Source organism: Shewanella aegiceratis, assembly GCF_019457495.1.
Lineage (GTDB): Bacteria > Pseudomonadota > Gammaproteobacteria > Enterobacterales > Shewanellaceae > Shewanella > Shewanella loihica.
This window is the reverse complement of record NZ_CP080416.1, coordinates 3,791,601-3,817,513: the sequence shown is the minus strand read 5'-3', so window position 1 is coordinate 3,817,513 and position 25,913 is coordinate 3,791,601. Positions and strand designations below refer to the sequence as shown.

The following is a 25,913-nucleotide window of genomic DNA, read 5'->3' as shown; positions in this document are numbered from 1 at the left end:
AGCGGCGACTATAGATAAGAGTGTGTCTTAGGGCGCCCAATGACGACGTGAGCCAAGGTAAACCTATAATAAGGAGACTTTTGATGGGTATCAAAAAGTCAACATGGCAAGGCTGCAGCTCTGTGGGGCTAGCGGGATTATTGGCGACGGTCAGCGCCTTTTCTTGTGCAGCCAGCTCTCCGGTCGTCGGGGAGTCATTGAACCAAGCGTCGTCGACACCTTTGGTGAAACTCGCCAACAAGATGCTGGTGAGTAATAAACTAAAATTCCAACCGACAGCTCAGACCAAGCTGGCCAAACCTAGCATCTCGGCGTCGAACCAGGCGCTGATGGAAGCCCAATATCAGGAGCAGATGGCTTCGGCCGTGGCACTGGAACAGTACAGTGACACCGCAGTGCAAGCCGAGCCTGGCACGGGCGCCATGCCGGCCCCAGCGCTGAACTTCGATGGCCTGACCCGTAGCGGTTTCGATGAGGCACCAATGCCTGATGCGGCGGGCGATGTCGGCCGCGACCACTATGTTCAGGTGGTTAACATGGCGTTTGCCGTGTGGGACAAAGAGGGTAATCTGCTGGTTGACCGCACTCCGATGACAGAGTTCTGGAAGCGTCTGGGCGGTGTCTGTGGCGACCCTAATGCCAACCCGGCTCCCGCTAAACCTTGGGAGAGCCCGACCACTGAGCGTGAGCCTATCGTGCTTTACGATCAGCTCGCCGACCGCTGGGTCGTGACCCAAAACGCCTATGTCTCGGGTAAAGAGAGCCGTCAGTGTTTCGCCGTCTCTAAGACCAGCGATCCTACCGGCGACTGGCATCTGTATGAATTTGAATTAAACGGCGACAAGTGGCACAACGGTGCCCAGCTCGGCGTATGGAGCGACGGTTACTATCTGTCGGCCAATCAACACAACAAGAGCGACAACAGCAAAGCCGGCACCGCCGCCGTGGTGTTTGAGCGTGACAAGATGCTCTACGGCGTACCCGCACGTTCTATCTATTTCGATGCGCCGCTGACAGCTAACCTGCTGCCGGTGGACCTCGACGGTAAGCGCGCCCCTGCCGCCGGTACCCCTAACTATTTCCTCAGCCTGCAGGACGATAAGGTCCATGGCAGCGCCCAGGATGAGATCCAGGTATGGGCCTTCAAGGCCGACTGGAACAACCCGCAGAACAGTCAGTTCAGCCAGGTTGCCGTGCTGGCGACCGAGCCATTTGATATCAATGAGGCCTGTGGCAATACCTGTATCGAGCAGGATTCCTGGGGTGGCGATTCTTACAACGCCCTGAAAGCCTACCAGGATAAGCTGATGTACCGCGCCGCCTTCAGACAGTTTGGCGATCACCAGAGCCTGGTGGTTAACCATACGGTTGACGTGGGCGAGCAACACTTCGGCGTACGTTGGTATGAGATCCGCAACCTGGGTGCAGGTGCCGAGATCTTCCAGCAGGGCAGCTATGCCCCTGATGTTAACCACCGCTGGCTGGCGAGTATGGCGATGGATGCCTCGGGCAACATAGGCATGGGCTTTGCCATCTCGGGTGAAGAGATGCTGCCTTCTGTACGCTATACCGGTCGCCTGAATGGCGATCCTCTGGGTCAGATCTCATTGGCTGAGCAGGTGCTGGTGGACGCCGAGGCGGCCCAGGTGAACTCCTTCGATGGTCACTATGGTAAGCGCAGCATGATGACAATCGATCCGACGGACGATTGTAGCTTCTGGTATACCCAGGAATATGGCGCCGACCATGACTTCGAGTCTATGTGGGCTACCCGTATCGGCAAGTTCAGCTTCCCTAACTGTGTGGCCGATCCTACCGGTATGCTTCACGGTGTGGTGACCGACAGCGTCACTGGCCTGCCACTGGCGAACGCCGAAGTGGTTGCCGGCCCTTACAGCACTGTGGCCGATGAGGAAGGTAAGTATCAGCTGCAACTGCCTGTGGGTGATTATCAGGTGTCGGCCCGTGCCTACGGTCATACCAAGGCGAGTCAGGGCAGTGTCTCTGTGGCCAAGGATGCCGATCTTGAGCGCAACGTGGTCTTGACCGAGATGCCTCAGGTAACGATTTCGGGCAAGATCAGCGATGGTTCAGGCCACGGCTGGGGCGTACCCGGTGCGATCAGCCAAAACGGTGAGCTGATCCCGACTACGCCTATTGCTACCGATGCGATCGATGGCAGCTTCAGCGTCGTAGGCTACGAAGGCTGGCCAGTGGCGATCACCGCCCGTGCACCTGGCTATCAGCCAGAGACCATGGATCTGGTGCCAGGCAGCGATGGCGTGAGTGGTCTTGCCTTTAACCTGGCGGTAGACAAGCAGATCTGTAGCGCCCTGGGTTATCGCAAGATAGATACCAACACCTCATCACTGGTGAACTTCGAATCGCCAGACTTCCCACCTCAGGGCTGGACAGTGGTCGATGCCGCGGGTACAGGTATTGTCTGGAAGACCAACGAGCAGTGGGAACGTCCTAACAACACCACGGGTCAGGGGCTTGCGGCCTCGATCGACAGTGATAAGGGCGGCCGTAAGGCATACGACTCATCACTGTTAACGCCTATCATGTCGGTTGCCGAGCTGGGCGGCTTCACCACGGTGCGTTTCAAGGAGGGCTTCCGCCCATCCGGCGACTCGGCCCTGGACATGGACATCAGCGTCGATGGCGGCGAGTGGCAGACCCTGCACTCGGCAAATGCCAGCGAACAAGGCACTGTGGTTAACGTCGATATCGGCGAAGCCTTGGTGGGCGGCAGCAACTTCCGTCTGCGTTGGCGCTACCATAATGCCAACGAATTCGCCTGGGATTGGTGGGCGCAGATCGACGATGTCGAGTTTGGTCTGGGCTGCTCCATGGAGCAGGGTGGTCTGGCTGTGGGTAACATCACAGACGCCAACACCCAAGAGGCGATCGCACAGGCCAAGGTATGGCTAGGCGATACTCAGGTAGCGACCAACACCGAAGGGCAATATCGACTGTTTGAAAGCGCTGGTAATCAGGTGATCTCGGCAACCCAGAGTGGCTATGGCGTGAGCAACAGCCAGTTGACGGTTACTGACAACAAGATTGCCGTACAGCACCTGAGCCTTAAGGCGGGTATGTTGGAAGTGGACAAGCCAGAGCTTGCGACAACCGTGCGTAGCGGTAAGCAGAGCGAACTGAGCCTGACGGTGAAGAACGTGGGTAGCCGAGGAGTGAACTACCGACTGGGTGAACTGGCCGCGACCGTCGAGGGCGAGCTGGAAAACCCTGTGCTGGAAGCAGAGCTTGGCTTTGGCGAGTCTATCGAGAAGTCCAGCCTGGGACTGGCGGTACCTTACAGCGCGACTATCGACCGTAACACGGGTGACCTCTGGGTTAACAACGTTAAGTTGTTTGGTGGCGACAACAAGCTGTATCGCTACAGCGCCGAGGGTAAGCTAATAGGTGAAGTGATCGACTTCAGCGCCATGCTACCAGAAAACGCTCTGGTGACCGATCTGGCCTTCAACAGCCGCACCGGCATGTTGTGGCAGGCGGCGCTGTTTGCCGACAACTGTATCCATGAGATCGATCCTAATAAGCTGATGGTGACAGGTAAGCGAATCTGTCCTGGCGTGGGTGGCATCTCGGGTCTGGCCTATGATCCTGTGTCGGGTGACTTCATCGCTGGTGTCTCTAACAAGATGAGCATTAGTTACTTCAACGAAGATGGCGAAGTACATCTGACCAAGGACGTCGGCATTGCACCTGCGGGTCTGGCCTATAACTCGGCCACGGGTCACTTGTTTATCAGTACCAATGGTCCTGCAGATCCTGGTTCTGAGAAGGTGGATCAGGCGCTGGATATCTACACTGTGGATAGCCATGACGACTTCCGCATGATCGGCGCGCTCGATGTTCCTGGCATGAGCAACTATGGTCAGACGGGTCTGGATATCGACTGTGATGGTAACCTGCGTCTGGTCGATATTGAAGGCAGCAAGATGTTCACCGTCTCCTCTGGCGAGACCGGCGTGTGTGACCATAAGGATGTGACCTGGCTTGACGTGTCTCACACCAGCGGCCAGCTGAGTGTGGCCGGTGAGCAAGAGGTGACCTTCGATGTCGATACCAGCGACCTGGCGCCTGGCGTGCATCAGGTACAGTTGCTGCTGCAAAGCGATACTCCATATGGTACTCAGGCGATTCCGCTGTCACTGACGGTAGAAGCCAAGGTGGCGGGCGCCGTGGGCTTTAAGGCCACAAGCTATGAGGTGAACGAGGCCGATGGCAGCGTGACCCTGATGGTTGAGCGTGTCGGTGGTGTCGATGGTGAGGTGAGCGTTAACTACCGCGCCGTCGATGGCACTGCCACTGTCGGTGAAGACTTCACCCTGGCGGAAGGTACGCTGACCTGGGCCGACCAAGACGCTGCGGCCAAGGAGATAGTGGTTGCCATCAGCGCGGACGACAAGGAGGAGGCGACCGAGTCCTTCAGCCTGATCCTGTCGAGCGATGATGAGCAAGTAGCCGTCTCAGACAACAGCATTGCCAACGTCAACATTGTCGATAACACCAGCTCGTCGAAAGGGGGCGCGGGTCTACAGCTACTGCTGGGTGCCTTGCTCGCCTTCGGATGGCGTAGAAGAGTGAATCGTTAAACGATAAAAGGTGCCTTCGGGCACCTTTTTTACCTGTAGAGAGGTAACAGACAATGAGTAATCACAATCTGGCAATTATCTTACTGACACTCCCCCTGCTAGGAGGCGCGATGGCCTGCGAACCCAACAGCGATGCCGAGAAGGCCAAGAACAAGCCTAAGGTGCAGCAGAGTGCGGCCCAGAGCAGCTCGCAAGCGGTCAGCGACATGGTGCCCGCCAATAATGACAACAAGCCCGCCGACAAGTCAAAAGGGGATCGCACCGTGCCTAACCACAGGCTGCCGTTCGAGCAGCAGCTCGACGAGCAGGCCGATAAGAGCAAGAGCGGAAAAGAAGCACAAGCCCAGCCAGGACAAGAAAGCGTTCCCTGCCAGGCGGAACCCACAGAGCAGACAAATCAGAGTACACCTCAGGCAAAGAATGAAAAGCTAAAACCGGGTGAATCTAATCCCGAGTGCGACAAACCGCGACAAGAATAAGCTCATGAAAAAAGAGGATGCCTGATAAGAGATAGATAGGGCAGTTTGATTAAGCCTTGTGGCGAGAGCGAGGCCCTGTGCCTATGGCCAATGGGCGCTGGCGGCGATGCTGGAGAAGTGTGCCCCAATATGACACTATGGGAAGTGATCACAGATTATGATAAGCAAATTCAATTTGGGCGCATTTACCGGTAGAACCGCTAAGCGGTTAATCTTATACATTATTCTATTCAGTGTGCTGATCACTATCCTGTCGTCGGCGCTGCAACTCTATGTGGAATACCAAGACGAGGTGGCCCAGATAGAGCTGCAGATCGAGCAGGTGCAAAATTCCCACCTCGACGGCATCGCCCACTACCTGGAGCAGAATAATCCCGCCCAGCTACAGTTGTTGATCGACGGCCTGGTCAAGTTGCCGGATATCGAGCGCATCAGCATCATAGCGCGGGATCGCGTGTTACAGCGCACCGGTGAGGTGATGTCCGATAGGGTGATAGATACCAAGTTCCTGCTCTATCCCACGAAAAGTGCGAACGCCAAGGAGCCGCTGGGCACATTGCATCTGGTGGCAGGGCTAGATCCTCTCTATGAGCGCCTCAAACAGAAGATCTGGTTTATCCTGGTTGCCACCGCGGTGAAGACCTTTCTTATCGCCGCCTTTATCCTGCTGCTGTTCCAGTACTTGGTAACCCGTCATCTGAATAAGATTAGCCAGTACGCCCACAACTTAACCCTTAACGGCCATGCGCCGGCCCTGACCCTGGACAGAATGCCTGCGCGCCGAGGCGAGGTGGATGAGTTAGATACTGTGGTAACGGCGCTCAACGAGATGCAGACCAGGCTGGCGCAGGAGCTAAGGCTTAGGGAAGAGGCGGAATTTGACAGCCGCAGCAGCCGTGAGCAGCTGGCCCACATGGATAGGGTCACCAGCATGGAGGAGATCGCCAGCAGCATCGCCCACGAGATCAACCAGCCGCTGACGGCCATCGCCACCTATGCCCAGGCCGCGCTGCGCAGTAACAAGGGCGATGAGCGTGTGCCTGAGGCACTGATCAAGGCGCTGGAGAAGATCACCGAACAGGCGCTGCGGGCCGGCGAGGTGATCCGCACCATACGTCAGTTCATCAGCAAGCAGGCCAGCAGTCGCAGCAAGATTGGGGTCAAGGCGCTGCTGACCAGCACCAGCCATCTGCTGGAGACTCTTGAGTCGCAATATAAGGTGAGCCTAGTGCAAGGGCTCGCCGACGAGCGGCTCACGGTTATCGGCGATCTGGTGCAGTTACAGCAGGTGCTGTTTAACCTGCTGCGTAACGCCATGGAGGCCAGCCCACCCGAGAGCATTATCGAGATCTGGGTCGAGGTGTGTGGCGATAAGGTAAGCATACGCATTCGCGATAGAGGCTGCGGTATAGACGCCGAGGCGGCCAAGGAGATCTTTACCCCCTTCTTTACCACTAAGCAGGAGGGGATGGGCATGGGTCTGGCCATCTGTAAGACCATCATCGATGCCCACAACGGCGAATTGCTCTTTAGCATCAATGAGTTTGGCGGCTGCGACTTTACCATGCTGCTACCCCAGGGGGACAAGCTGGTCGCTGAGTCTGAATCACAATCGGAAAACAAGCCGCAGAGCGAACAGGGGCCGGTATCATGAAGCATGCGCCTCTGCTCAAACTCGCCGGCGCCCTGTCTCTGATCCTTATCGGCTTCATCGGCATCACCCTGTGGCAGCATGAGCCGCTGGATTCGGGGGCCGGTAAGGGGGATCCTCTGCTCAAGGTGGTGGAGGTCAACATCTATGGCCACTCATCCTTGATGTCTTTCGAAGAGCAGAATCAAGAAGTTATCGATACCTTCAGCTCCGTGTGGACAGGCACTCTGGTGGGCGGTAAGCGGGTACCCGGCATCAAGGGGCAGGGGATAGATTTCTCCGCCAATGAGCAGGCCTATGTGGCGTTCGACATCTGTTGTAAGAGCGATGAGATGAAGCGGGCCAGAGGGCGGGAGATCACCTTCGACTTTGGCGGTATCAGCATGGGGATGTGGATTAAACCTTTAGCGATCAACGAACAGGATATCTATCCTCTGCTCGGCGGCTGGTATGGCGATGTGCAGAGCAACAAGCTGAGGATCAATCAGGGGCATCTTGAGCTGCTTATCTATGACGCCTCAGGCTTCTCCCCCGAGGTGGCGGTGCGCTCCCGCACTGTGCTCAGCAACGATCGCTGGTATCACATCGCCCTGGTACACGACGGTCATCAGGCCAACCTCTATATCGACGGTGAGCTGGATGCCAGCGATACCCTGGATCGCAAGGTAGGCTCCATCATGAATGACTTCTTTATCGGCGGGATCCCCAGCGGCTATCCCAACTTCGGTCAGGCGCGTTTCCCCGGGATCATCGATGAGTTTGTGATGTCTGAGCGGATCTTCTCCGCCAAGGATGTCAGAGCTATCTATGGCCTAGTGCCGAAAGGCACTCTAAATTAGCGCCGAAAGGCGTTTTAAATTAGCCCCGAAAGGCAATTTAAATTAACTAAAATGAAGCATCGAAAGGCACCCAGATGGGTGCCTTAGTTTTTGATGAATGATTGCTTAGTAGCAATCTCCGCCCGCCGCCAGCTGCAGCTGGGGAAGATCGTTAATCACGATATGCTTACGGTTGACCGATAGCAGCCCCTGCTTCTGCAGGCGGGTGAACTCGCGGCAGACGGTCTCCGAGGCAACTCCCAACAGGTTGGCGATATCCACCCGGCTCATGGGCAGGGTGATCTGGGTCGCCGTCAGGCGGTTGGCGATGTTGAGGATCAGCGAGGCGATCGCCGCCTTGACCTGCTTGAGCTGGATCAGTCTCAGGCTCTGATCCGCCTGCATCTCCTGGCTGAGTAGCTTGAGCATCAGCTGCTGCACTATCGGCTCCATGGCAGATTGTTGCAACAACTTGGCGAAGGGGATCTCATACAGGCTCGAAGGTTCAAGCGCCACCACAGAGTAGAAGTGTTTGTGGTTACCCAGGCCGCCGGCGCCTATGACGTCGCCTTCCATATAGAAGCCAGTCACTATCTCCTCGCCTTCCGGGGTCAGGCGATAGCTCTTGAGGGCGCCCTTCTTGACCACAAACAGCGAGTCAAACTGGTCCTGTTGGCGCAGCAGATATTGCTCCGCCTTGAGGTGGCGAAAACGCTTGGTGACGCTGGTGAGTTGCTGCAGCAAACTGCTTGAACATCCACTTTCTGCAATGCTGAGTACATCGGAGAATGGGCTTGAGGTGCCGGGTTCAGCCAGTAACGCAGCGCCGAACATCTGTTTTTCAACCGGGCTGAAATTACCCTGCTGTGTTCTACCTGTCGATATGGACTTAATCATGTTACACCTCAAAAAAACTATCTGTTTTTAAATAAAATTTTATCTATTTGCTCTTGGTCATCCTCTGATGATGTATCGATTTTAACGTTATTGTAACTTTTAAAAATATCCGCAAATGTCCCTAGACGGGGATCGGAAAATACCTATGTTTGCTGTTTTTTTGACTAAAAAAGGTCAATTAACGGCTAGTTTTTGTTTGTTTATTTATCTGTTTTATTTGAATAAATATTTTTATCGTCTGCTTGGCGATGAGTTGGCGAAAAAATGTGAAAAAAATTTACCTTTTGTTCACCTTGTTTGGGATGGGACTGTAGAGAGAGAAGGACTGGCTTTTTTAGGAAGGCTGCTTCGAGGAGCCCCGCCCTTCAAGGAGGGCGAGGCGATAGAGGGGGAGCTTCGTAGATGACTTAGCTCTGCAGTATCTTGAGCGGCAGCCCAAGCATGTCATCGCCGCTACCGGCCAGGTACCAGATGATGGCGACCAGGGCGCCGACGGTCAGCAGATACCAGATGGTAGAGAAGATCTGTCCGTATCTGTCCAGCGGCAGTAGATGGCTCTGGTGACGGCTCTTCCACTCGAAGACGATCTCCAGGCTGCCGATCAGCAGCAGGAAGCCCAGCAACGCCAGCCCCAGGCTATAGCTGATGAAGACGCCGATGGCGGCGCCGGCCACACAGGCGACCAGCCCCATCAGGCTGTTCATGGAGAAGCTGATGCTCTTGAGGATATGACCGCCATCCAGCGGTAATATGGGCAGCAGGTTGAACAGGTTCAGCAGGGCGTTGAAGGCGGCAAGCCCGGCAAACAGCGGGTTATCTGTGATCCAGTAGGCGATCAGGGCCGCTATCGACATCAGGAGGCCGAAGGTAGGCCCCATGATGGAGATCACCACATCCTGCCAGCGGGTGTTGATCTTCTCATCGCTGAGCGCCAGGCCACCCATGAAGGGGATGAGGTAGATCCCCTTGGTCTTCATGCCGAAATATTTCATGGCGCGAATATGGCCATACTCGTGGAACATGAGACAGGCGATCAGCGCCAGGGCAAACTGGAAGGAGAAGAGCCAGGAGTAGGCGGCCACGCTGGCACCGGCCAGCACCACCTTGATCACCTTGGCGCTCTTGAGCAGCTTAAAGCCTAAGGAGGCCAGGCCCACCAGGCTCAGTTTCTGTGGTGCCTTTACCGGGGTGACCGGTGTCTGACGCTCGATATCCTTGGCGTTGCGGCAGCCTTCGCTTAGCACCGCGTCTTCGCTCAGCAGGCGATAGTTGAGCGTGAAGGGTTGCCAGATGAGGTCCACCTCCAGGGTGAGGGGGATCTTCTGCACCGTCTCTTGCTGCGGGTCGTGGCGGCTTAACTCAAACTCGTGGTTTCTCAGCCCTTGGTTCTCGGCACTGGCCTCCTTGACCGACACCAGCTGATTGTCCCAGAAGAGTTGTTGCCAACCGGCCAGCGAGCCTTCGAGGCGCAACTCTTTGCCTAAACAGTCTATTCTCAGTAGTTCCACGTGTTTTCCGTTATCCGTTACCGCTATCTGGCGGGGATTATGCCTGTAAAGCCATGGCAAAGAAAAGAGGCCCGACAATTTTGCCGGGCCTCGTTAGTCGTCTAATCAATTGAGATCACTTACGATTGCTATAGTCGAAGCTGATCTCCTGGCCTTCGTTGACCACTATGCAGGGGCCGTGTTCGCGCTGGGTGCGGTTAAAGGCCGGGCCGATATGTAGCTCGACGTTGGCGAAGATATGCTTGCAGGCCTCGATGCGGTACTCCTGATAATAGTTTTCCACTTCCTGCTTGATGGCGTTGAACTCCTGCTCCTCCCGGGACCACTCCTCGGTGATGCGGCGCTTCTCTTCCAGCATCCCCTTGACCTGCTCCACCATCAGGGCGTCGTCCTGCCATTCGGCCTTGGGGGGCAGCTTGTTGAGGCTGGCCTCGATATTGAGCTTGGCCACCACCATATGTTTTATCCCGTGATCCAGCTGCTTGAGCTCCTCTTTCAGCTCGCCGCACTTCATGGCGCAGAACACCTCGGTGCGGGTACCGGCCGTGGCGCCTATGATCACCGCCTTAACTCCCTTATCGGCCTGGGCCACGCCGCCCACCAGGTCGCCACGGCGGCCGTTGGCGTCACTGACGATCAGTTTTCCCGCCGTCTGGGTGTGGCTGTGTAGCAGCTGCTTGGTGACTAGGATGTCGCCCTCGGCCTGCAGCTCAGAGTATTGTACGAATTGGGCGGAGATCTGCCCCTTGGCCGACAGCTTGGTGGAGAGTTGATCTTCCTTGAGCTGGCGGCCGATCACCCCCTTGCTGACGGTAATATCGCCATCGGCGATCAGCTGGGCCGAGTCGACGAAGCCCATCACGGTAATATCACCGGTGGACTTGACCACCATGCCTTCATGCACGTCGCCGGTAACCAGGACACTGCCCTTGAAGTCGACGTTGCCGTAGCCGATATCCACGTCCTTAATCTGCAGCACGTCATCGACCTGCATGCCTGTCTTGGTCTCTACCGGCTGGCCGGCAACCGTGGCGACTAACACATTGGGGTCGGACTCCAGCAGCTCGGCACCCGTGCCCGCGGTGAGTTTAAGATCTTTGCCTGCGATCGGCAGCAGCGGCTCACCCTGAACGTTGTAGCCCTTAGTGCCTTCGGTGGCGGGGACCTTAACCATCAACTTGTCTTTGGGTTTGACCATGATGATCTCGCCCAGGTTGCGCATGTCCACCGTGCCGTCTGCGCGCTCCTGGGGCTGCAACAGACGCTCCCTCGCCAGCGGCACCTTACGCTCGACGATGGCATTGGTGCCATTGATGGCGGGCTTGCCGTGGGCGAAAACCTCGCTGCAACTCTCGCCGGGCGCCAGAGTAGGCAGCTTGGCCAGCAGAGCCTCTATCTTGACCTTGCTCAGCCCCATGCTTATCTGCTCGGCCTTGAGGGCCCTTAAGATATCTTGCAACGTCAGTGACTTGCCACCCCAGGGGGCGGTGAGCGTCATCTCGGCGCTCATCTTGTCGTCGCTGAGGGTAATGGCTATCTCGGCGTCGCGGCGCTCGGCGATCTCGAAGAAGAGTTCATACTGACCATCGTCCTGACCTATGACCTTGTTGACCTGGGCGACGGCCTTTTCGATAACATTCTTACGGGGGAAAAGCTGGCAAAATTCGGGGAGGGTGAGCAGTTCGAGAATGGCATCCACCGTCAGTGGGCCATGGGTATTGGGAATGACTTTTAATTCGGCTAAGTTTCCGTCACTACTCAGTTCTATCAGTCCAGGATCCAGCATAGAGATTTCCGCAGGTTAATTATTATTTTAGTTAGTATTCTCCCGAGTATAACAGCATAAAGTTTGACCTATGAAGCCCTATTTTATGATGTAGATGAAGCGCATGATTGAAATGAGATCTCGTGCGAAAAAAGCCGGGTGAACCCGGCGTTAAACAACAGATTAAACAGTGTTTTTTTAGCGAGTTATGCCTTGCGGTTGGCGTAGATCTTGTATTTGTTGTTCTCGGCAGCCACATTCACGGTTTTGAAGAATTTGGCTATGGTGTCACTGTAGGGCAGGTGGCGGTTGGCCACTATCTGAAAAATACCGCCAGACTTAAGCTGGGCCTCGCTCTCCTGCACGAAGCGGGTCGCTATCTCTGTGGTGCTGTCCAGGCCATCGTGAAACGGTGGGTTGGAGATGATGGCGTCGAACATGCCCTGGGTCTGTGTCAGGCCGTCCGAGGCATAGACCTTGGCCTGCATGCCGTTAGCCGCCAGGGTCAGCTCGCAGGAGGCCAGCGCCATGGCGTTGATGTCGACGCACTCGAGTTCGAGATCTGGGTTGGCCTTGAGCAGGGCGGCGGTGATCACCCCGGCGCCGCAGCCAAAGTCGAGCACGCGCCCCTTAAGTGTGGGCAGGTGCTCAAGCAGCAGCTCTGTGCCCTCGTCGAGTCGTTTCTCGCTAAAGACGCCCACCAGGTTGCAGATGGTCAGCTCCCCCTGCGGCGTGCTCAGCACGTAGTCTTTGACCCAGTCGCTGAGTTTGATCTCTGGCGCCTCGCTCTGCAGACTGCTGCTGTAGAGCATGCAGTGACGGGCGTTGTCTAGCTTGATGCCGCCATCGAAGTAGTCAGGCAGCTGCTTGGTGATAGAGCGGATGCCGCCCTTTTTCTCACCGACGATCACCAGCTCGCCACCCGGGATCAGATGACGCCCGGCCAGGTTGATCAGGTAGGGTGCCAGGCTCTTAGACTTAGGGTAGAAGAGCACCACGGCATCGAACGTTTGCGTCGATGGCAGCTGATGACCGAAATGGCACTGCAGACGGGCATTTTCATGACTTTTGATGCGCTGAAAATGGTTGAAATCCAGGGCCAGAGTCGTGACTTTTGCGGCATCTTCCAACAGGGCCGTCGCCAGAAGATCGCACTCATGATTGATGAGCAAAACATTCTTTGATTCAAACAGTTCGATATTTCTTAGGACGACTTGAGAAGGATTAGATAACACGCGCAACCACAGGCCAAAGGGGAATTTGCGGCAATTATAGCCCAAGCCACTATATTATCAGTAACATTTATTATGCCAGTTTGCCGATTCTTGCCTAAGCTATATCTCATTAGAGGATAAATATCCTTTGTTATGTGAGATTTGGCGCATAACTGAGGTCTATAGGAGATAGAGGAGCGAGGATGCGGCGATTGTCGACATGGATGTGCCTACTGGGCCTTTGTTGCGCTAACGTTTTCGCCGCTCAGGTGATCGTCAACTCCTCTGTGGAGATCGCCGACATCACTCCGAAAGATCTCAAGCTGATCTTCGCCATGCAGAAGCTCTATTGGTCCGACGGACAGAAGATCCAGGTCTTCGTCCTCCCCAGCAACTCCCCCATACATGAAGAATTTTGCTATCAACAGCTGGAAATGATGCCTTATGTGTTGCGTCATCGCTGGGACCGCCTGGTGTTTTCCGGCGTCGGCGAGCGGCCGGTCACCCTGGATTCCGAGGCGCAGATGCGCGAGAAGGTGGCCAGCACGCCCGGGGCAATAGGCTATGTGTCTGGCGGTGGCGGCGAGCTGGCCGTCGAGGTAGGTATCGAGCGTCAAGGAGGACAAGATGAAGCCGAGCACTAGTCGCTTAATCCTTTTGGCAGGCATCTTAGGTTTGCCACTGGCCCTCTGTCTGCCGCTTACCGCACAGGCTCAAAGCAATCAATGGCAGGTCAATGGCTTTATCGGTCAGGGCTATATTTCAGCCGATGGCAGCGAGTTTATCGTCGGCGAGTCGGGAGACACTTTCGATGTCACCGAGGCGGCGCTGCACCTCTCCTGGATGCCGGATGAGCACTTCCGTGTGGCGGGCGCCGCCCGTTATCGCCAGTGGGGGAACCTGGATGAGTCGGGGCTCTCCGCCGACTATCTGTTCGCCGAGTATAAGTTCATCTTAGATCAGGGTTATGTGGGGGCCAGGGGCGGTCTGTTTAAGAGTGAGGCCGGCTTCTACACCAGTACCCGGGATGTCTCCTTTACCCGGCCGGGGATCTTGTTGCCCCAGTCTGTCTATAGCGACTATCTTCGCGATGCCCTGCTGCATATCACAGGCGGCGAGCTGTTTGGTGGCCATCCTGTGCTGGACGGCTCACTGGAATGGCACCTGACCCTGGGGGATGCACAAACCTCTGACGACCTGACCCGTAACGTGGTGGGCTCGAAGGAGTTTGGCCGCTTCGATGCCGATGGCTATTGGGGGGCGGATCTCGAGTATCAGGACGACAGCCTGAGGCTAGGGCTCACCTATTTCGACGCCAAGAGTCGTTATCAGTCCCATCTGGGGGGGCCTTTTGCCGATGGCAGCCTGCGATCCAAACACTGGATAGTGTCGGCCCAGTACCGGATTAACTTCCTCGAATTTACCGGCGAATACCTGCATTGGGATCGCTATGTGGGCGGGGTGTTTGTGCCGCCAGAGCTGGGCATCTATGAGGTGAGGGGCTACGGCTACTACCTGGATGTGCGCGGCTATCTGCCGGGGGATGTCGAGGTGTTTGTTCGCTACGATCATCAGGTACAGGATGAGAAGGACCCAGATGGCGACAAGCTGGCCGAACGAGGGCTGCCCGGCTACTTCGGCTACGCCCACGACTGGACCATTGGGACCCGCTGGCTGCCTGCGAAAGATTGGATGGTGGCGGCGGAATACCACAAGGTACGCGGCGCCGCTTGGGTGACCCCTATCCTGCTGCCGAATCCGGCGGTGCAGGACAAGGACTGGTCGCTGTTTGCCATCGAAATATCCTATAAGTTCCAGTGGTGATCCCATGATAGTGAATCACCCCAATCGCTTCTTGAGTATCAAATGGAAACTCCTTATCGCGGTGATTCTGATCTTGACCCTGGTGGGTGGGGTGATCTGTACCTTGGCCTACCAGCAGCTACTGAACCAGCAGAAGATGTTACTGGAGGCCCAGCGGGACAAGCTGGCCCAGAGCCTTTCCTTCTCCATGAGCACGGCGGTGGAACATTCACTGCAGGCGGCGATGCAGCTTGGGTTTGTGGCCAATGCCAAGGGCGATGATGGCGCCGAGGGCTATCAGCTACTGCTGAGCGAGAACTGGCCCGACGTACAGCTCTATTGGGATCTCAAGGGCTTCGGCCTGTATCAGCTAAACGGTGAACGACTGGCCCACGCGGGCGAGCCACACTCTCAGGACGATCTCCAGTGGCTGATGCAGAGCGAGGCCTCTTTCGAACTCACCTCCAGGGTGGTGTGTGTCGAGGACTGCGTGATCCAGGTGCTGGTGCCGACCTTGGTGAACAGCAAGCCTCATCTGTTCTTCTTCGAGTCGGCACTCACGGAGGTGATCAGCCACTTTCGTACCGACAAGTCGATCGAGCTGGCGGTATTAGGCGCCCAGTCTCGCGGCGCCGAGCCAGGTCCCCTGTGGGGGCGCCACCTCTACAGCATCAGCAACCGCCCCAGCAGCTTCGCCCTGCTGAGTCACATGGCCGACAGTTACTCCTGGCAGCAGATCTCCCTTGGAGAAGGCATCTATAGCTATCAGGGCAGCCACTGGGCGGTGTGGTCCTTCCCCCTGGATAAGGTGGAAAACGCCCCGGCGATCGTGGTGTTGATGAGTCTGGAACAGTGGCAGCAGATGCTATCTACCTTCCAGCTGGGGATGGTGGGCACCCTGCTGGTAGGGCTTATCTTGGCCGCCGGTCTGGTGCTGTTGGTGGCATGGTCGCCGGTGATAAGCCTGGCGCGCCACGCCAGCCTCTTGCCCCTGTTGGCGGACCACGACTTTGGCAGCGTGCGCACCAGCCTGCCGAGCAAGCCATCCTGGTTTCCCGACGAGGTGGACCTGATCCATCTGGCGACCCGTCAGCTGGCCGACAACATGCAGGGGATGGAAAATGAGGTGGACGAGTACACCCATGAGCTGGAGCGGCTCGCCATGCTGGATACCCTGACGGGCCTGCCCAACAAGGCCATGTTGCACCATGAGCTGCAGACCGCCATCGCCTGTATCGCCAGCGAGGAAGATTGTGTGGTGCTCATGTTCCTGGATCTCGACGAGTTTAAGCGGATCAACGACACCCTGGGGCACATTCAGGGGGATGAGCTGCTCAAGATAGTGGCCGCCAGGCTGACCAACAGCGTGCGCGAGATGGATACAGTGTTTCGTCAGGGGGGCGATGAGTTTCTTATCTTGCTCAGGCAGGTGCGCGACGAGCAGGAGGTGAGCAATGTGATCCACAGGATCTTCTCGGCCCTGCAACATCCCGTGGTGCTGGGCAGTCACAAGCTGATCGTTACCACAAGTATTGGCCTGGCTTACTGCAACAGTTCACAGCTCAGGGCGGAGGAGCTTATTCAGCATGCGGATCTGGCCATGTATCAGGCCAAGAGTGCCGGTCGCAGCAACTACCGGGTGTTCAGCGAGGAGATGCTGCATCAGGCCAATAACCGCCTAATGATAGAGCAGAGCATAGGCGCGGCCATCAACGAGGAGCAACTGGTGCTCTTCCTGCAGCCCATAGTCGAGCTGCCCTCGGGTAGGCTGCGCGGCTTCGAGGCGCTGATCCGCTGGTTTCATCCCGAGCGCGGCCTCATCATGCCGGGAGATTTCATTCCCGATATCGAGCATAGCGAGGCGATCATCGAGGTGGGCAACTATGTGATCCGCAAAGCCTCGGAGTTAGTCGCCCAGCTCAAGTCGGCTGGCTGGCCCGAGCTCTATATCGCGGTCAACCTGTCGGCCAAACATTTCCTGGCCCCTGATCTGCTTAACGTGGTGCGCCAGGAGGTGGAGGCGCAGCAGATCTCGGCTCAGTCCCTGCTGCTTGAGGTGACCGAGGAGAGCGTGATCGAGCAGGTAGAGCAGGCCATGGCGGCCATGGCGGCGCTCAAGGCTCTGGGGGTGAGGATCGCCATCGACGACTTCGGCACCGGCTACTCCTCGCTGAGCTATCTCAAGCAGTTGCCCTTCGATCTCTTGAAGATAGATCGCTGTTTCACCGCCAATGTGCTCGATGGTGAGGCCGATGCCCATATCATCACCACAGTGATCGAGCTGGCCCATAACCTGGGGCGTCAGGTGGTGGCAGAGGGGATAGAGACTCAGCAGCAGGCGGAGTGCCTCAGCTGTCAGCGCTGCGAGCTAGGTCAGGGCTACTACTTCTCGCGGCCACTGGACGTGGCGTCGGTGTTTAAGGTGTTGCAGGAGATAGAGGAGACTCGTCTGTGGCCCATCAGCCAGGCTCCCCAGCCTAAGTTGGCTAGGCAGGGGAGCTAACGAGAGAAGCTAGTAAAAAGTAGCGTTTAGTCTTGATTGTCTACCTGAGACACGGGGGCGGCAGACTGGCTCTCGGCGCCCTCGCTAAGCAGATCTTCTGCCTGCTGCAGCGCCTGCTTGGCGTCCATCTCCTTAGCCTCCATCTTCTTGGCGTTAGAGTCGCTGGCGGCCGGTTTGACCTCAACGGCCGGATTTACATCTTCTTTCGGCAATACCTGTGAGTCGATGAGATCCTTGGCCTTGCTTTCAACTTCAGCTTCAAGCTCAGCTTTAACCTTCCCCTCAGTTTTCTGCTGTGCCGCTTCTGGCTCGGCATCTAGTGGCAGAGCATCGACAGGCTTGGCAGACTTTGATTCTAAAGGCTTAGCTTCTGGCTTAGCTTTAGCCGCTTTAGGTAGCAGACTGATCAGCTTATGGGCGATATCCGTGTTGTCCTGATGGCCGGCAAACAGGGATGAGGCCGGGCCGGCGGCAAACACCTGTACGTCCACTCCCGTATGACCGCCCGTGGTCCAGCCTGTGTTGGAGCGCTGGTCAATTAGCTTCTTAAGCTGGGTGGTAAGCACCTGCTCGCCCTGCATTCTGGCGTTATCCAGTGCGCTAAACTCGTCATCGCTCGGGGTAAAACCTAGGGCGCCGCTCACGCCGCTTCGCCACTCGTCCTGGGCCAATGCCTGCTTGGCGATTTGTGTCGGGCTAGCGCTTATCTGACGCAGCATCTGGCTGTCCCAGCGGTACTCGCCTTGTTTGCCGATTGAGAGACCGCCGGTGTTATGGTCGGCGGTGACGACTAAGAGAGTATCTTGATGCTGACGCACATACTGCTCGACTACCTCGATGGCGCTGGCAAATTCATGCATCTCGGCCATGGCGGTGGCGATATCGTTGTTGTGGCCGGCCCAGTCGATCAGGCTGCCTTCTACCAATAACACGAAGCCTTGGTCGTTCTGGGAGAGTAGTTCCAGCGCCTTGGCGGTCATGGTGCTTAGGCGTCTGGCCTCCGGCTCATCGATCGCCCAGGGAAGCTGCACGTCGGCGAACAGCCCCATCACCTTAGGTTGGGTTACACCCTCCAGCAGTGCTGAATCCTTGAGTACCCGATACCCCTTGGCCTCGAACTGCTTGATCAGCTTGTCTGAAAAATATTTCTGACCGCCGCCGAGCATGACGTCGGCATCTGTGGTCAGGTAATTCTGGGCCAGAGCCTCATAGTTACGGCGGCTCTCGTTGTGGCTTAAGAAGGCGGCCGGGGTGGCGTGGTTGATCTGGCTGGTCACTGTCACGCCTGTGCTCATGCCACGCTTCTTGGCCAGCTCCAGCAGAGTGGGGACGGGGCGCTTGTCGACATCGACTGACACGGCGCCGTTATAGGTCTTCACCCCTGTGGCCAGGGCGGTGGCGGCCGCGGCCGAGTCGGTGACATAGCCGCTGACGGGCGCCGGATAGGTGCTGGCGTTACCCACCAAGAGGCGGTCAAATACCGTCTGCTCTATCTCCTGAGTGTTGGGATTGTCCTGATAGTAGCGATAGGCGCTGGTGTAGGCAGGGCCCATGCCATCGCCCACCATGATGACGATATTCTTGGGGCGGCTCGGCGCCGTCTGCGGGCCGAGCAGGTTGTCGGCCCAGAGGCTGCCCGATACCAGTGCGGCACCCAGGCAGAGGAGGGAACATAAGCGGGTTAGTTTCATCTTGGCTCCAGATTAACGACCAACACGGGCCTCGATGGCGTCCATCAGCATGCCTGTGATATCCACGTCGAAGGCGGCCTCGATCTCTCTGATACAGGTCGGGCTGGTGACGTTGATCTCGGTGAGCTTGTCGCCGATCACATCCAGGCCGACGAAGATCAGGCCACGCTTCTTCAGCTCTGGGCCGATGGCGTTGGCGATGGCCCAGTCGCTCTCAGACAGGGGCTGAGCGACGCCGCGACCACCGGCGGCCAGGTTACCCCGGGTCTCGCCCTTCTGGGGAATGCGCGCCAGGCTGTATGGCACAGGGACGCCATCCACCACCAGGATGCGCTTGTCGCCGGCGGTGATATCCGGAATGAAGGCCTGGGCCATGGCATATTGCTGACCATGGTTGGTGAGGGTCTCGATGATCACCCCTAGGTTAGGATCCTGTGCCTTAACCCGGAAGATAGAGCTGCCGCCCATGCCATCCAGCGGCTTGAGGATGATATCGCCCTTCTCCTGATAGAAGGCGCGGATGCGCTGGGCATCGCGGGTCACGATTGTGTCTGGAGTAAATTCGCTGAACCAGGCGGTAAACAGTTTCTCGTTGGCGTCGCGCAGGCTCTGGGGCTTGTTGACAATCAGCGTGCCTTGCTCCTCGGCGCGCTCCAACATATAGGTGGCGTAGACGAACTCGGTATCGAATGGCGGGTCCTTACGCATCAGGATCACGTCGAGATCTGCAAGCGGCGTATCGACGGCCTCTTCCAGTTGGTACCAGGATTGGGGATCTTGCTTCACCGTGAGGCGACGCATGTTACCCATGGCCACGCCGTTCACCATGGCCAGATCTTGCATCTCCATATAATAGAGCTGATAGCCGCGCGACTGCGCCGCCATCAACATGGCGAAGCTGGAGTCTTTCTTGATGTTAATGTCGCTGATGGGATCCATCACTATGCCAAGCTTTATCATCTCATCTTTCCTTTTGTTAATGCTAAGGGCCGAGCCTTTTAGCTCAGGTCGCCAAACTTAAGTTGCAGTGCGCTGATGGCCGTCAGGGCGGCGGTCTCGGTGCGCAGTACGCGGGGGCCGAGCAGCACGTCGGTGAAGGCATGGGTCTCTGTCATGGCGATCTCCTGGGGCGACAGGCCGCCTTCGGGGCCGATCAGCAGACGCACCCTGGGAGTCTCCATTACCAGGCCATTGATGCCATGGTCGGCCCTGGGGTGCAGGTTGAGCTTGAGGGCCTGGGTAGCTTCGCCGCACCAGTCGTCGAGCTGCATCGCCGGTCTCACCTCTGGTACCGTGCTGCGACCAGACTGTTCACAGGCGCTGATCACTATCTTCTGCCACTGCTGGATCTTCTTCTCCAGACGCTCGCCGGTCAGCTTGACGCCGCAGCGCTCGGAAAATAGCGGGGTAATCGTATTGACCCCCAGCTCGACTGATTTTTGCAGGGTGAAGTCCATACGATCGCCGCGGGAGATCACCTGACCCAGATGCAGGTTGAGGGGCGACTCGTTGTCGTTCGCCTCCTTGGATAGGACCCGCACTTCGACATTTTTCTTGCTGGCGGCGACGATCTCGGTCAGGTAGTTGTGGCCATCGCCGTTGAACAACTCGAGCTGTTCGCCGGCACCCATGCGCAATACGCGCCCGACATGGCCGGCGGCTTCCTCGTCCAGCATCAACTGCTGGTTAAGGTCATAGTTGCCGGGCTGATAGATCCTTGGAATTCTCATGCATTACTCCGCGATACGCTGGGTATCTGTCCGTTTTTGGCACTGGGCCTGGACAAAGGGGTTGTGGTTGCCCTGTTTGGCCGCGATGGCGGCGTCTCTCTGACACTCAATAGTATCAACTGGATAGCTTTTATCCCATGCCTGAAACAGTTTTAGCTGACTTTTGGCGATCTTGAGGCCATAGGCCTGCTGCATATAGAGATAGGTGCGGGCTATCTGACCGCGGGTCTGGCTGGGAGGCTCCACCTTTCTGCCCTTGAAGTCGATCACCATGGCACACTGGCCATATTGCTCAGCTTTGGCGTTCCATTGGCTGAAGCGGAAGTTGCTGCGATCGCCATTGACCTCACCGATAGCGGGTACCAGGTTATGCAGGTCGCTCTCCATTTTCTTAAACTGTTTGTCTATCTTGCCGCAGTTTTTGCGGCCACCCTCTTGCCAGCATTGACGCTGGTGGCCAAATTCCCAGGCGGGGACTATGTGTTCCCACTCGATACGCTTGGCGCGCTTCTCCTGTTTACGTACCTGATAGCCGCAGCGCTCAAAGTCGGGCAGCCACAGCTTACCTGTGATGCTGATGTCGCAGCCACAGTAGAAGCTCTTGGCTGGCAGTATCTCGCTGTAGATGCTGCGTGCGACCTGTTTGGCTTGATTAAAACTGGTGGGATGGGAGGCGAGGGCGCCCGTGGTAAAGCCGAGCGCCAGCAGCGCCAAGGCGCCGCGCAGCAGCGGCCTCAAACTCAATGAGGTAGTTAGCACATCTATTCCCTAAAAATAAAAATTGTCGCCTATCTCTGCCGCGCTCTCTATTTGGCCGGCTTGGTGGCGACTCGTGTGTTGGCACCCACTCATCTTGTACCGCTGAATATGGCGCCATAATTCAAGCCGATTCTACGGGAATCGACTCAGTTCAGGCAAGTTAAGCCGGATTCATCATGCCTCGCCGCCCATGCCACCCAAGGGGGTGAGGGTCTCCTTGCAGCGGCGGCAGCGATACTGAGTCTCTTGTCGCTGCACCTTGTTGTGTCTGCGAATGCTCAGAGGCACGACGCCGCAGCGGCAGCGATAGTCGAAGGTCCGGCCGGCGACCGAATCGGTATTCAGGCTGTGGGTGGTGCTCGGCGTGAGGCCATAGAGTTTCACCATCAAGGCCTGCCACTCCTTGCCATGGGGTTTGACCCGGCCATAGAGCTGATAGGCGAGCAGGTGACAGATCTCGTGGGGCACCACCTGCTGGACAAACTCATCCAGGTTTTCCTCCAGCAACACAGGGTTGAACCTCAGCTTGTTGAGCTGAAGATGGGCGGTGCCGGCGCTCTTGCCCCTGAGTTTGAAGTTCACCTCGGGGCGGGGAAAGTTGCGCTTAAGTTGCCCCTCTGCCTTTTGATAGCAAGATTCAACAGCCTCGAGAATAAGCTGCTGGTGTTCGTTAAGCTCGGTACTATTTGCGGGAGGGCTAGACGTTCTTGATTTAGACGTTCTTGATTTAGACGCTTTGGAGCTAAGCCTGGATGATTCTGGCGTAGGCGTGTGAAACAGGGATTGCAATCGTCGAAACATGAAAGGTCAACAGGCCCTAGGCGTTAGGTGATAGACGCCCGCCAAGAGGGCGGGCGTTTTCAGGAGGAGTGATTATAGCCGGGTTGCCGCGGCTTTGACCATCTCCTTGACCTGATCCACGATCGCCATCTCCGTCTCTGCCTCATAGGCCTTCACCCTTGGGGTGTGGATATGACCGACCTTGATGCCGCTGTTGAAACGCTGTCCCAGGAGCACCGCGCGGTAGGAGATCTCGTTGGACAGGTAACCGCCGCCCGAGCCGTTGACCGAGCCATTGACCTGAGTCGTGTTTTGCAGCTCGCTCAGGGAGCTGGCGTCGAATTCGCCTCGCGAGAGCGTGGTCACTGTGTGATTGTCATTGATCTTCCACTTACCCTTGACCGACTGCATGGCGCCGACAGGTAGCGAGAACTCGACAAACTCTGGGCCATAGAGTGGCTTGCCATCGAACATAGGCGCCTGTGGCGACTGGGCCGTGGCGCCGGTCAGCACATTGAGGTTATCGGGCGCTGCCGCGCTGCGGTTACGGCCGGGGAAGCGTTCCAGATCGAAGTCGTCACGGCCCATGCTGACGGTGAAGATGGCGTTGACGCTGTTTTCACGATACACAGGGGTGAGCAGGGATTCGATGATCCCCTGATCGAAGTCGGCGAAGCGCACCGGGATCATTACCGTCTCTATCTGGGCCTTCTTGCCGTCGACGCTAAACTTGTAGCCGTCCAGCGCCAGCGCGGTTAAGCCAGATGGGTTGCTCTGATCTATGTTGCGATCCAGGAAGAAGGGGTCGAAGCCGGTGAGCAGAATACGGATCTGGCTGTCGTCATCGAAGTGGATGTCGCTGAAGCCGCGGGAAGATTTCTCTACCGCCTTGAGTAATATGCTGCGCTGCCAGTCGGCCATGTTAAAGGCGGGCTTAGACTCTTTAAGGGTCTTCTTCATCGCCAGGCGACTCCAGTAGAGGGGTCTGTCGTCCTGACCGCCAGATTGCACGTCTCTCACGGCCTGTTGCCATAGGCGCTCGCCTTGGTGGGCCACCATCTGTGTCATGATGAGTTCATCTTTTTGCTGACGATACTTGTCGTCCAGGCTATCGACCAGGGCTTGATAGCGGTTGACGACGTCGGGCATGGCCTGGGTTGCCTTGGGAAGGCGCAGTTCTTCGAGATCCAGAGCGGCGAAGGCGCTGCTACTCAGCAAGCTGGTCATCGCCAGGGCTATGGCTGTTTTACGCATGACATGGTTCCTTTGCAAAAACCTCTTACCCTTACACTCAGCCTAAGGCTGATGTTGGGCAATGATGGCTCAGGGCGGTTATCAATTTGAATTTATTATACCAATCACGGTAAGTAAGTGATCAGAAGTAGCGTAGAGAAAACGTTCGAGAACAAGGCATGATTTTTCGATAAGTAGTTATTCTACAATCAAAAATAGTAACGCCGTTATCGGACGTTTTAACAAGCTAGCATGATCAGTTATTTACTACGATTGGTATTATAGTCAACAACTGAGTATGCACGACATCTGCCTGCAAATAAAGACTTGAGATGGCTTGATAAAATGCCAGATTCTTGACACAAATCATCATGAGTTTTCCCCCACGGCGCAGGGGCAAGTTGCTAGACTCGAGGCAGGGATTTTATACGGCCTAGTGGAGTGTGAAGATGAAAATGTGGGTTAGCTCGGAGTCTGGTCTTAGTTGTGGCTTTCGTTCCGGTTTTAGTTCTGGTCTAGGCTCTGGTCTAGGTTCTGGTATTAGTGCTGGCTTAGGTTACCGGCTGCTCTGTTCGCTGGGGTATCTGGGGCTACTCTGCCTGGCCCTGTTGAGTTGGGCTGGCGGCGCGGCGGCAGCACCTCAAACTGGGCCTGATAAACCGGTGGCAGAGCAAGAGTCGGCTGGGCCGCTCAGGCTGGATGGCGAGATACAGGCGGCATTCGATGCCGTGGGCGCGAAAGGTGTCATGGTGCTATTAGATGACAAAGAGGGGAAGCTGCTGACTAACGACGCCGCCCGCAGCCAGCATCCTTATATTCCCGCCTCCACCTTTAAGATCCCCCACAGTTTATTGCTGCTTGAGGCGGGCATAGTAGAAGATGAACACAGCCGATTTGCCTGGGATGGGGTTAAGCGCTCCTACAGCAGCTGGAATCGCGACCACAACTTTATTGGGGCGATGAAGTATTCCGTGGTGCCCATCTACCAGAAACTGGCGTTGCAGCTGGGGGCCGAGCGTATGGCCAGTGGGCTGGAAAATCTCGATTATGGTAACGCAGATATCGGCGGCGGGCTGGACAGCTTCTGGCTCGATGGTGACTTGGCGATATCGGCCCTCGAGCAGGTGCGCTTCTTAAGGCGTCTGTATCACAATCAACTGCCCCTGTCCGAGCGCAGCCAGCGCATCGTCAAGACCATGATGCTCAACGAGGCTAACGGCGATTGGGTACTAAGGGCCAAGACGGGCTATGGCGTGCGTAAGGGGCAGAAACTGGGCTGGTGGGTCGGCTGGCTCGAGCGTGAGGAGAACACCTACTTCTTCGCCATGAATATGGATATCACCTCAGATAAAGATCTAGCGCTGCGTAAGCGGGTGGTGAAGCATCTCTTAAAAGCCAAGGGCTGGATGTGAAAACCTAGATCCAACAGAGACTGCCTACATCTGCAGAGGTTAGCTACATCAGTAGAGGTCAGCTACATGAGTAGAGGTCAGCTACATGAGTAGAGATTGTAGCGACTCGTGGCTGTTGAAGCGCTTGGTGAAGAAATCCAGGAAGACGCTGATGTTGGTGGCCAGCTGTCGACGACTGGAATAGACGCCATAGACCTTGAAGGGTTCCATCGGCCACTCCTGCAATAGCGGCACCAGGCTACCACCGGCCAGCTCGTTCTTACATACTGAATTGGAGAGCATGGCTATGCCGAAATCGTCCAGCACCAGCTGCTTAACCATTATGGCGCTGTTTACCCTCACCTTACGCTTGAAGTTGACCATGGTTTTGCGGTCGCCCTTGCCCAGGGGCCAGATGGGCGCCGAGCGTGAGGTCCCCAGCAGTATGCCGCTGTGGTCTTTGAGATCCTGTGGGGTCGCCGGGGTGCCGTTGGCCTTGAGATAGCCGGGGCTGGCCACCAGTATGGGTTGACGCTCAAACAGCAGGCGGGCGACTAAGTCGGATGATTGCAGCGGCCCATACTTGATGGCGATATCATAGCCTTCGCCTACTAGGCCCACATCACTGTCGGTAAATTGGACGTCGAGATCCACGTTGGGGTAGAGCCGCATAAAGCTGCTACAGAGGCTGGCGATCAGCTCCTGACTGAAGGAAACCGGAATGGCGATGCGCAGTGAACCAAATACATCATTATGCGTATTTTCTATGGTTGCCTTGGCAGCCTCGATTTCATCGCTAATACTACTGCAATGCTGGTAAAAAAGCGCTCCAACCTGAGTCAGGCTGAGATTGCGGGTATCGCGTTGCAACAGGCGCACGCCTAGCTGCTCTTCGAGCTGAGCCACCTTACGACTAATGGTTGATTTTGGCATGCCCGTATTGCGAGCAGCCTGGGAGAAACCCTTGGCGCGAACGACGGCCGCAAAGAGCATCATACCGTTTAAATCTGGCATTATTTATCACTGTCTCAAATATGGAACAAAGCGTCTAAGCCAGTTTAATAGCATT

19 protein-coding genes and 1 pseudogene are annotated in these 25,913 nt (G+C 56.6%); 9 read left to right on the top strand and 11 right to left on the bottom strand.

Going from position 1 to position 25,913, the window contains the following annotated elements; all coding sequences use genetic code 11:
* Nucleotides 1-83 precede the first annotated feature (83 nt).
* The 4 genes from K0H80_RS16560 (at nt 84) to K0H80_RS16545 (ending at nt 7,591) form a co-directional block, all read left to right on the top strand.
* The gene (locus tag K0H80_RS16560) at nt 84-4,622 is read left to right on the top strand and encodes a Calx-beta domain-containing protein (RefSeq protein WP_220072311.1); all 4,539 of its coding nucleotides are present in this window, start codon (nt 84-86) and stop codon (nt 4,620-4,622) included.
* Nucleotides 4,623-4,675: 53 nt separating this feature from the next.
* A complete protein-coding gene (locus K0H80_RS16555; protein ID WP_220072310.1) occupies nt 4,676-5,101 on the top strand; it encodes a hypothetical protein in 426 nt (141 codons plus the stop codon).
* Between the two features lie 235 nt (nt 5,102-5,336).
* Nucleotides 5,337-6,755, top strand: a complete 1,419-nt coding sequence (locus K0H80_RS16550; RefSeq protein ID WP_220072309.1) for a sensor histidine kinase — start codon at nt 5,337-5,339, stop codon at nt 6,753-6,755.
* Entirely contained in the window at nt 6,752-7,591 is an 840-nt protein-coding gene (locus K0H80_RS16545; RefSeq protein WP_220072308.1) for a LamG domain-containing protein, read from the top strand. Before K0H80_RS16550 ends, K0H80_RS16545 begins: the two co-directional genes overlap by 4 nt.
* Nucleotides 7,592-7,696: 105 nt before the next feature.
* Here the strand turns inward: K0H80_RS16545 and K0H80_RS16540 are convergent, their stop codons facing one another.
* Nucleotides 7,697-8,467 (bottom strand): Crp/Fnr family transcriptional regulator, encoded by a 771-nt coding sequence (locus K0H80_RS16540; protein WP_220072307.1) that lies wholly within the window; start codon nt 8,465-8,467, stop codon nt 7,697-7,699.
* Between the two features lie 145 nt (nt 8,468-8,612).
* Here K0H80_RS16540 and K0H80_RS16535 point away from each other — a divergent pair, with 145 nt between their 5' ends.
* Nucleotides 8,613-8,873, top strand: a complete 261-nt coding sequence (locus K0H80_RS16535; RefSeq protein ID WP_220072306.1) for a hypothetical protein — start codon at nt 8,613-8,615, stop codon at nt 8,871-8,873.
* Between the two features lies 1 nt (nt 8,874).
* Here the strand turns inward: K0H80_RS16535 and K0H80_RS16530 are convergent, their stop codons facing one another.
* From K0H80_RS16530 to K0H80_RS16520, 3 genes are all read right to left on the bottom strand, one after another.
* The gene (locus K0H80_RS16530; protein WP_220072305.1) at nt 8,875-9,975 is read right to left on the bottom strand and encodes a site-2 protease family protein; all 1,101 of its coding nucleotides are present in this window, start codon (nt 9,973-9,975) and stop codon (nt 8,875-8,877) included.
* Between the two features lie 115 nt (nt 9,976-10,090).
* Nucleotides 10,091-11,761, bottom strand: a complete 1,671-nt coding sequence (locus K0H80_RS16525) for a flagellar assembly protein A (RefSeq protein ID WP_220072304.1) — start codon at nt 11,759-11,761, stop codon at nt 10,091-10,093.
* Nucleotides 11,762-11,946: 185 nt separating this feature from the next.
* A complete protein-coding gene (locus K0H80_RS16520) occupies nt 11,947-12,975 on the bottom strand; it encodes a methyltransferase (RefSeq protein ID WP_220072303.1) in 1,029 nt (342 codons plus the stop codon).
* A 182-nt stretch (nt 12,976-13,157) separates the two neighbouring features.
* On the opposite strand from K0H80_RS16520, the gene K0H80_RS16515 reads away from it, so the two are divergent.
* Genes K0H80_RS16515 through K0H80_RS16505 form a run of 3 tightly spaced genes read left to right on the top strand, consistent with a single transcriptional unit; the run spans nt 13,158 to nt 17,260 of the window.
* Nucleotides 13,158-13,598 (top strand): type 2 periplasmic-binding domain-containing protein, encoded by a 441-nt coding sequence (locus K0H80_RS16515; protein WP_220072302.1) that lies wholly within the window; start codon nt 13,158-13,160, stop codon nt 13,596-13,598.
* On the top strand, nt 13,582-14,778 hold the full coding sequence (locus K0H80_RS16510) for a hypothetical protein (protein ID WP_220072301.1): 1,197 nt from the start codon (nt 13,582-13,584) through the stop codon (nt 14,776-14,778). The genes K0H80_RS16515 and K0H80_RS16510 overlap by 17 nt, the downstream gene beginning before the upstream one ends.
* Nucleotides 14,779-14,782: 4 nt before the next feature.
* Entirely contained in the window at nt 14,783-17,260 is a 2,478-nt protein-coding gene (locus K0H80_RS16505) for a putative bifunctional diguanylate cyclase/phosphodiesterase (RefSeq protein WP_220072300.1), read from the top strand.
* A 374-nt stretch (nt 17,261-17,634) separates the two neighbouring features.
* On the opposite strand, the pseudogene K0H80_RS16500 reads toward K0H80_RS16505, so the two are convergent.
* The 6 genes and pseudogenes from K0H80_RS16500 to K0H80_RS16475 all read right to left on the bottom strand — a co-directional run.
* A pseudogene (locus tag K0H80_RS16500) lies at nt 17,635-18,951 on the bottom strand (alkaline phosphatase); the annotation flags it as partial.
* 12 nt (nt 18,952-18,963) lie between these two features.
* Nucleotides 18,964-19,911 carry a glutathione synthase gene (gene gshB, locus K0H80_RS16495; RefSeq protein WP_011867021.1) on the bottom strand — a complete coding sequence of 316 codons (948 nt, stop codon included), beginning with the start codon at nt 19,909-19,911 and terminating at the stop codon, nt 18,964-18,966.
* Between the two features lie 38 nt (nt 19,912-19,949).
* The gene (gene rsmE, locus K0H80_RS16490; protein ID WP_144204335.1) at nt 19,950-20,681 is read right to left on the bottom strand and encodes a 16S rRNA (uracil(1498)-N(3))-methyltransferase; all 732 of its coding nucleotides are present in this window, start codon (nt 20,679-20,681) and stop codon (nt 19,950-19,952) included.
* A 3-nt stretch (nt 20,682-20,684) separates the two neighbouring features.
* Nucleotides 20,685-21,419 (bottom strand): endonuclease, encoded by a 735-nt coding sequence (locus K0H80_RS16485; protein WP_434086655.1) that lies wholly within the window; start codon nt 21,417-21,419, stop codon nt 20,685-20,687.
* A 195-nt stretch (nt 21,420-21,614) separates the two neighbouring features.
* The gene (locus K0H80_RS16480) at nt 21,615-22,241 is read right to left on the bottom strand and encodes a SprT family zinc-dependent metalloprotease (protein ID WP_220043354.1); all 627 of its coding nucleotides are present in this window, start codon (nt 22,239-22,241) and stop codon (nt 21,615-21,617) included.
* A gap of 72 nt (nt 22,242-22,313) precedes the next feature.
* The gene (locus K0H80_RS16475; RefSeq protein ID WP_144204338.1) at nt 22,314-23,474 is read right to left on the bottom strand and encodes a PA0049 C-terminal domain-containing protein; all 1,161 of its coding nucleotides are present in this window, start codon (nt 23,472-23,474) and stop codon (nt 22,314-22,316) included.
* A 518-nt stretch (nt 23,475-23,992) separates the two neighbouring features.
* Here K0H80_RS16475 and blaOXA point away from each other — a divergent pair.
* The gene (gene blaOXA, locus K0H80_RS16470) at nt 23,993-24,865 is read left to right on the top strand and encodes a class D beta-lactamase (RefSeq protein WP_434086654.1); all 873 of its coding nucleotides are present in this window, start codon (nt 23,993-23,995) and stop codon (nt 24,863-24,865) included.
* 81 nt (nt 24,866-24,946) lie between these two features.
* Here blaOXA and K0H80_RS16465 read toward each other — a convergent pair whose 3' ends face one another.
* A complete protein-coding gene (locus K0H80_RS16465) occupies nt 24,947-25,858 on the bottom strand; it encodes a LysR family transcriptional regulator (protein WP_220072297.1) in 912 nt (303 codons plus the stop codon).
* Nucleotides 25,859-25,913 lie beyond the last annotated feature (55 nt).

Bases quoted from the DNA above. Each gene is read 5' to 3' on its own strand.
- K0H80_RS16560 (WP_220072311.1), top strand. From the start codon at position 84: ATGGGTATCAAAAAGTCAACATGGCAAGGCTGCAGCTCTGTGGGGCTA.
- K0H80_RS16555 (WP_220072310.1), top strand. From the start codon at position 4,676: ATGAGTAATCACAATCTGGCAATTATCTTACTGACACTCCCCCTGCTA.
- K0H80_RS16545 (WP_220072308.1), top strand. From the start codon at position 6,752: ATGAAGCATGCGCCTCTGCTCAAACTCGCCGGCGCCCTGTCTCTGATC.
- K0H80_RS16540 (WP_220072307.1), bottom strand. From the start codon at position 8,467: ATGATTAAGTCCATATCGACAGGTAGAACACAGCAGGGTAATTTCAGC.
- K0H80_RS16535 (WP_220072306.1), top strand. From the start codon at position 8,613: ATGTTTGCTGTTTTTTTGACTAAAAAAGGTCAATTAACGGCTAGTTTT.
- K0H80_RS16525 (WP_220072304.1), bottom strand. From the start codon at position 11,761: ATGCTGGATCCTGGACTGATAGAACTGAGTAGTGACGGAAACTTAGCC.
- K0H80_RS16515 (WP_220072302.1), top strand. From the start codon at position 13,158: ATGCGGCGATTGTCGACATGGATGTGCCTACTGGGCCTTTGTTGCGCT.
- K0H80_RS16510 (WP_220072301.1), top strand. From the start codon at position 13,582: ATGAAGCCGAGCACTAGTCGCTTAATCCTTTTGGCAGGCATCTTAGGT.
- K0H80_RS16505 (WP_220072300.1), top strand. From the start codon at position 14,783: ATGATAGTGAATCACCCCAATCGCTTCTTGAGTATCAAATGGAAACTC.
- gshB (WP_011867021.1), bottom strand. From the start codon at position 19,911: ATGATAAAGCTTGGCATAGTGATGGATCCCATCAGCGACATTAACATC.
- rsmE (WP_144204335.1), bottom strand. From the start codon at position 20,681: ATGAGAATTCCAAGGATCTATCAGCCCGGCAACTATGACCTTAACCAG.
- K0H80_RS16480 (WP_220043354.1), bottom strand. From the start codon at position 22,241: ATGTTTCGACGATTGCAATCCCTGTTTCACACGCCTACGCCAGAATCA.
- K0H80_RS16475 (WP_144204338.1), bottom strand. From the start codon at position 23,474: ATGCGTAAAACAGCCATAGCCCTGGCGATGACCAGCTTGCTGAGTAGC.
- K0H80_RS16465 (WP_220072297.1), bottom strand. From the start codon at position 25,858: ATGCCAGATTTAAACGGTATGATGCTCTTTGCGGCCGTCGTTCGCGCC.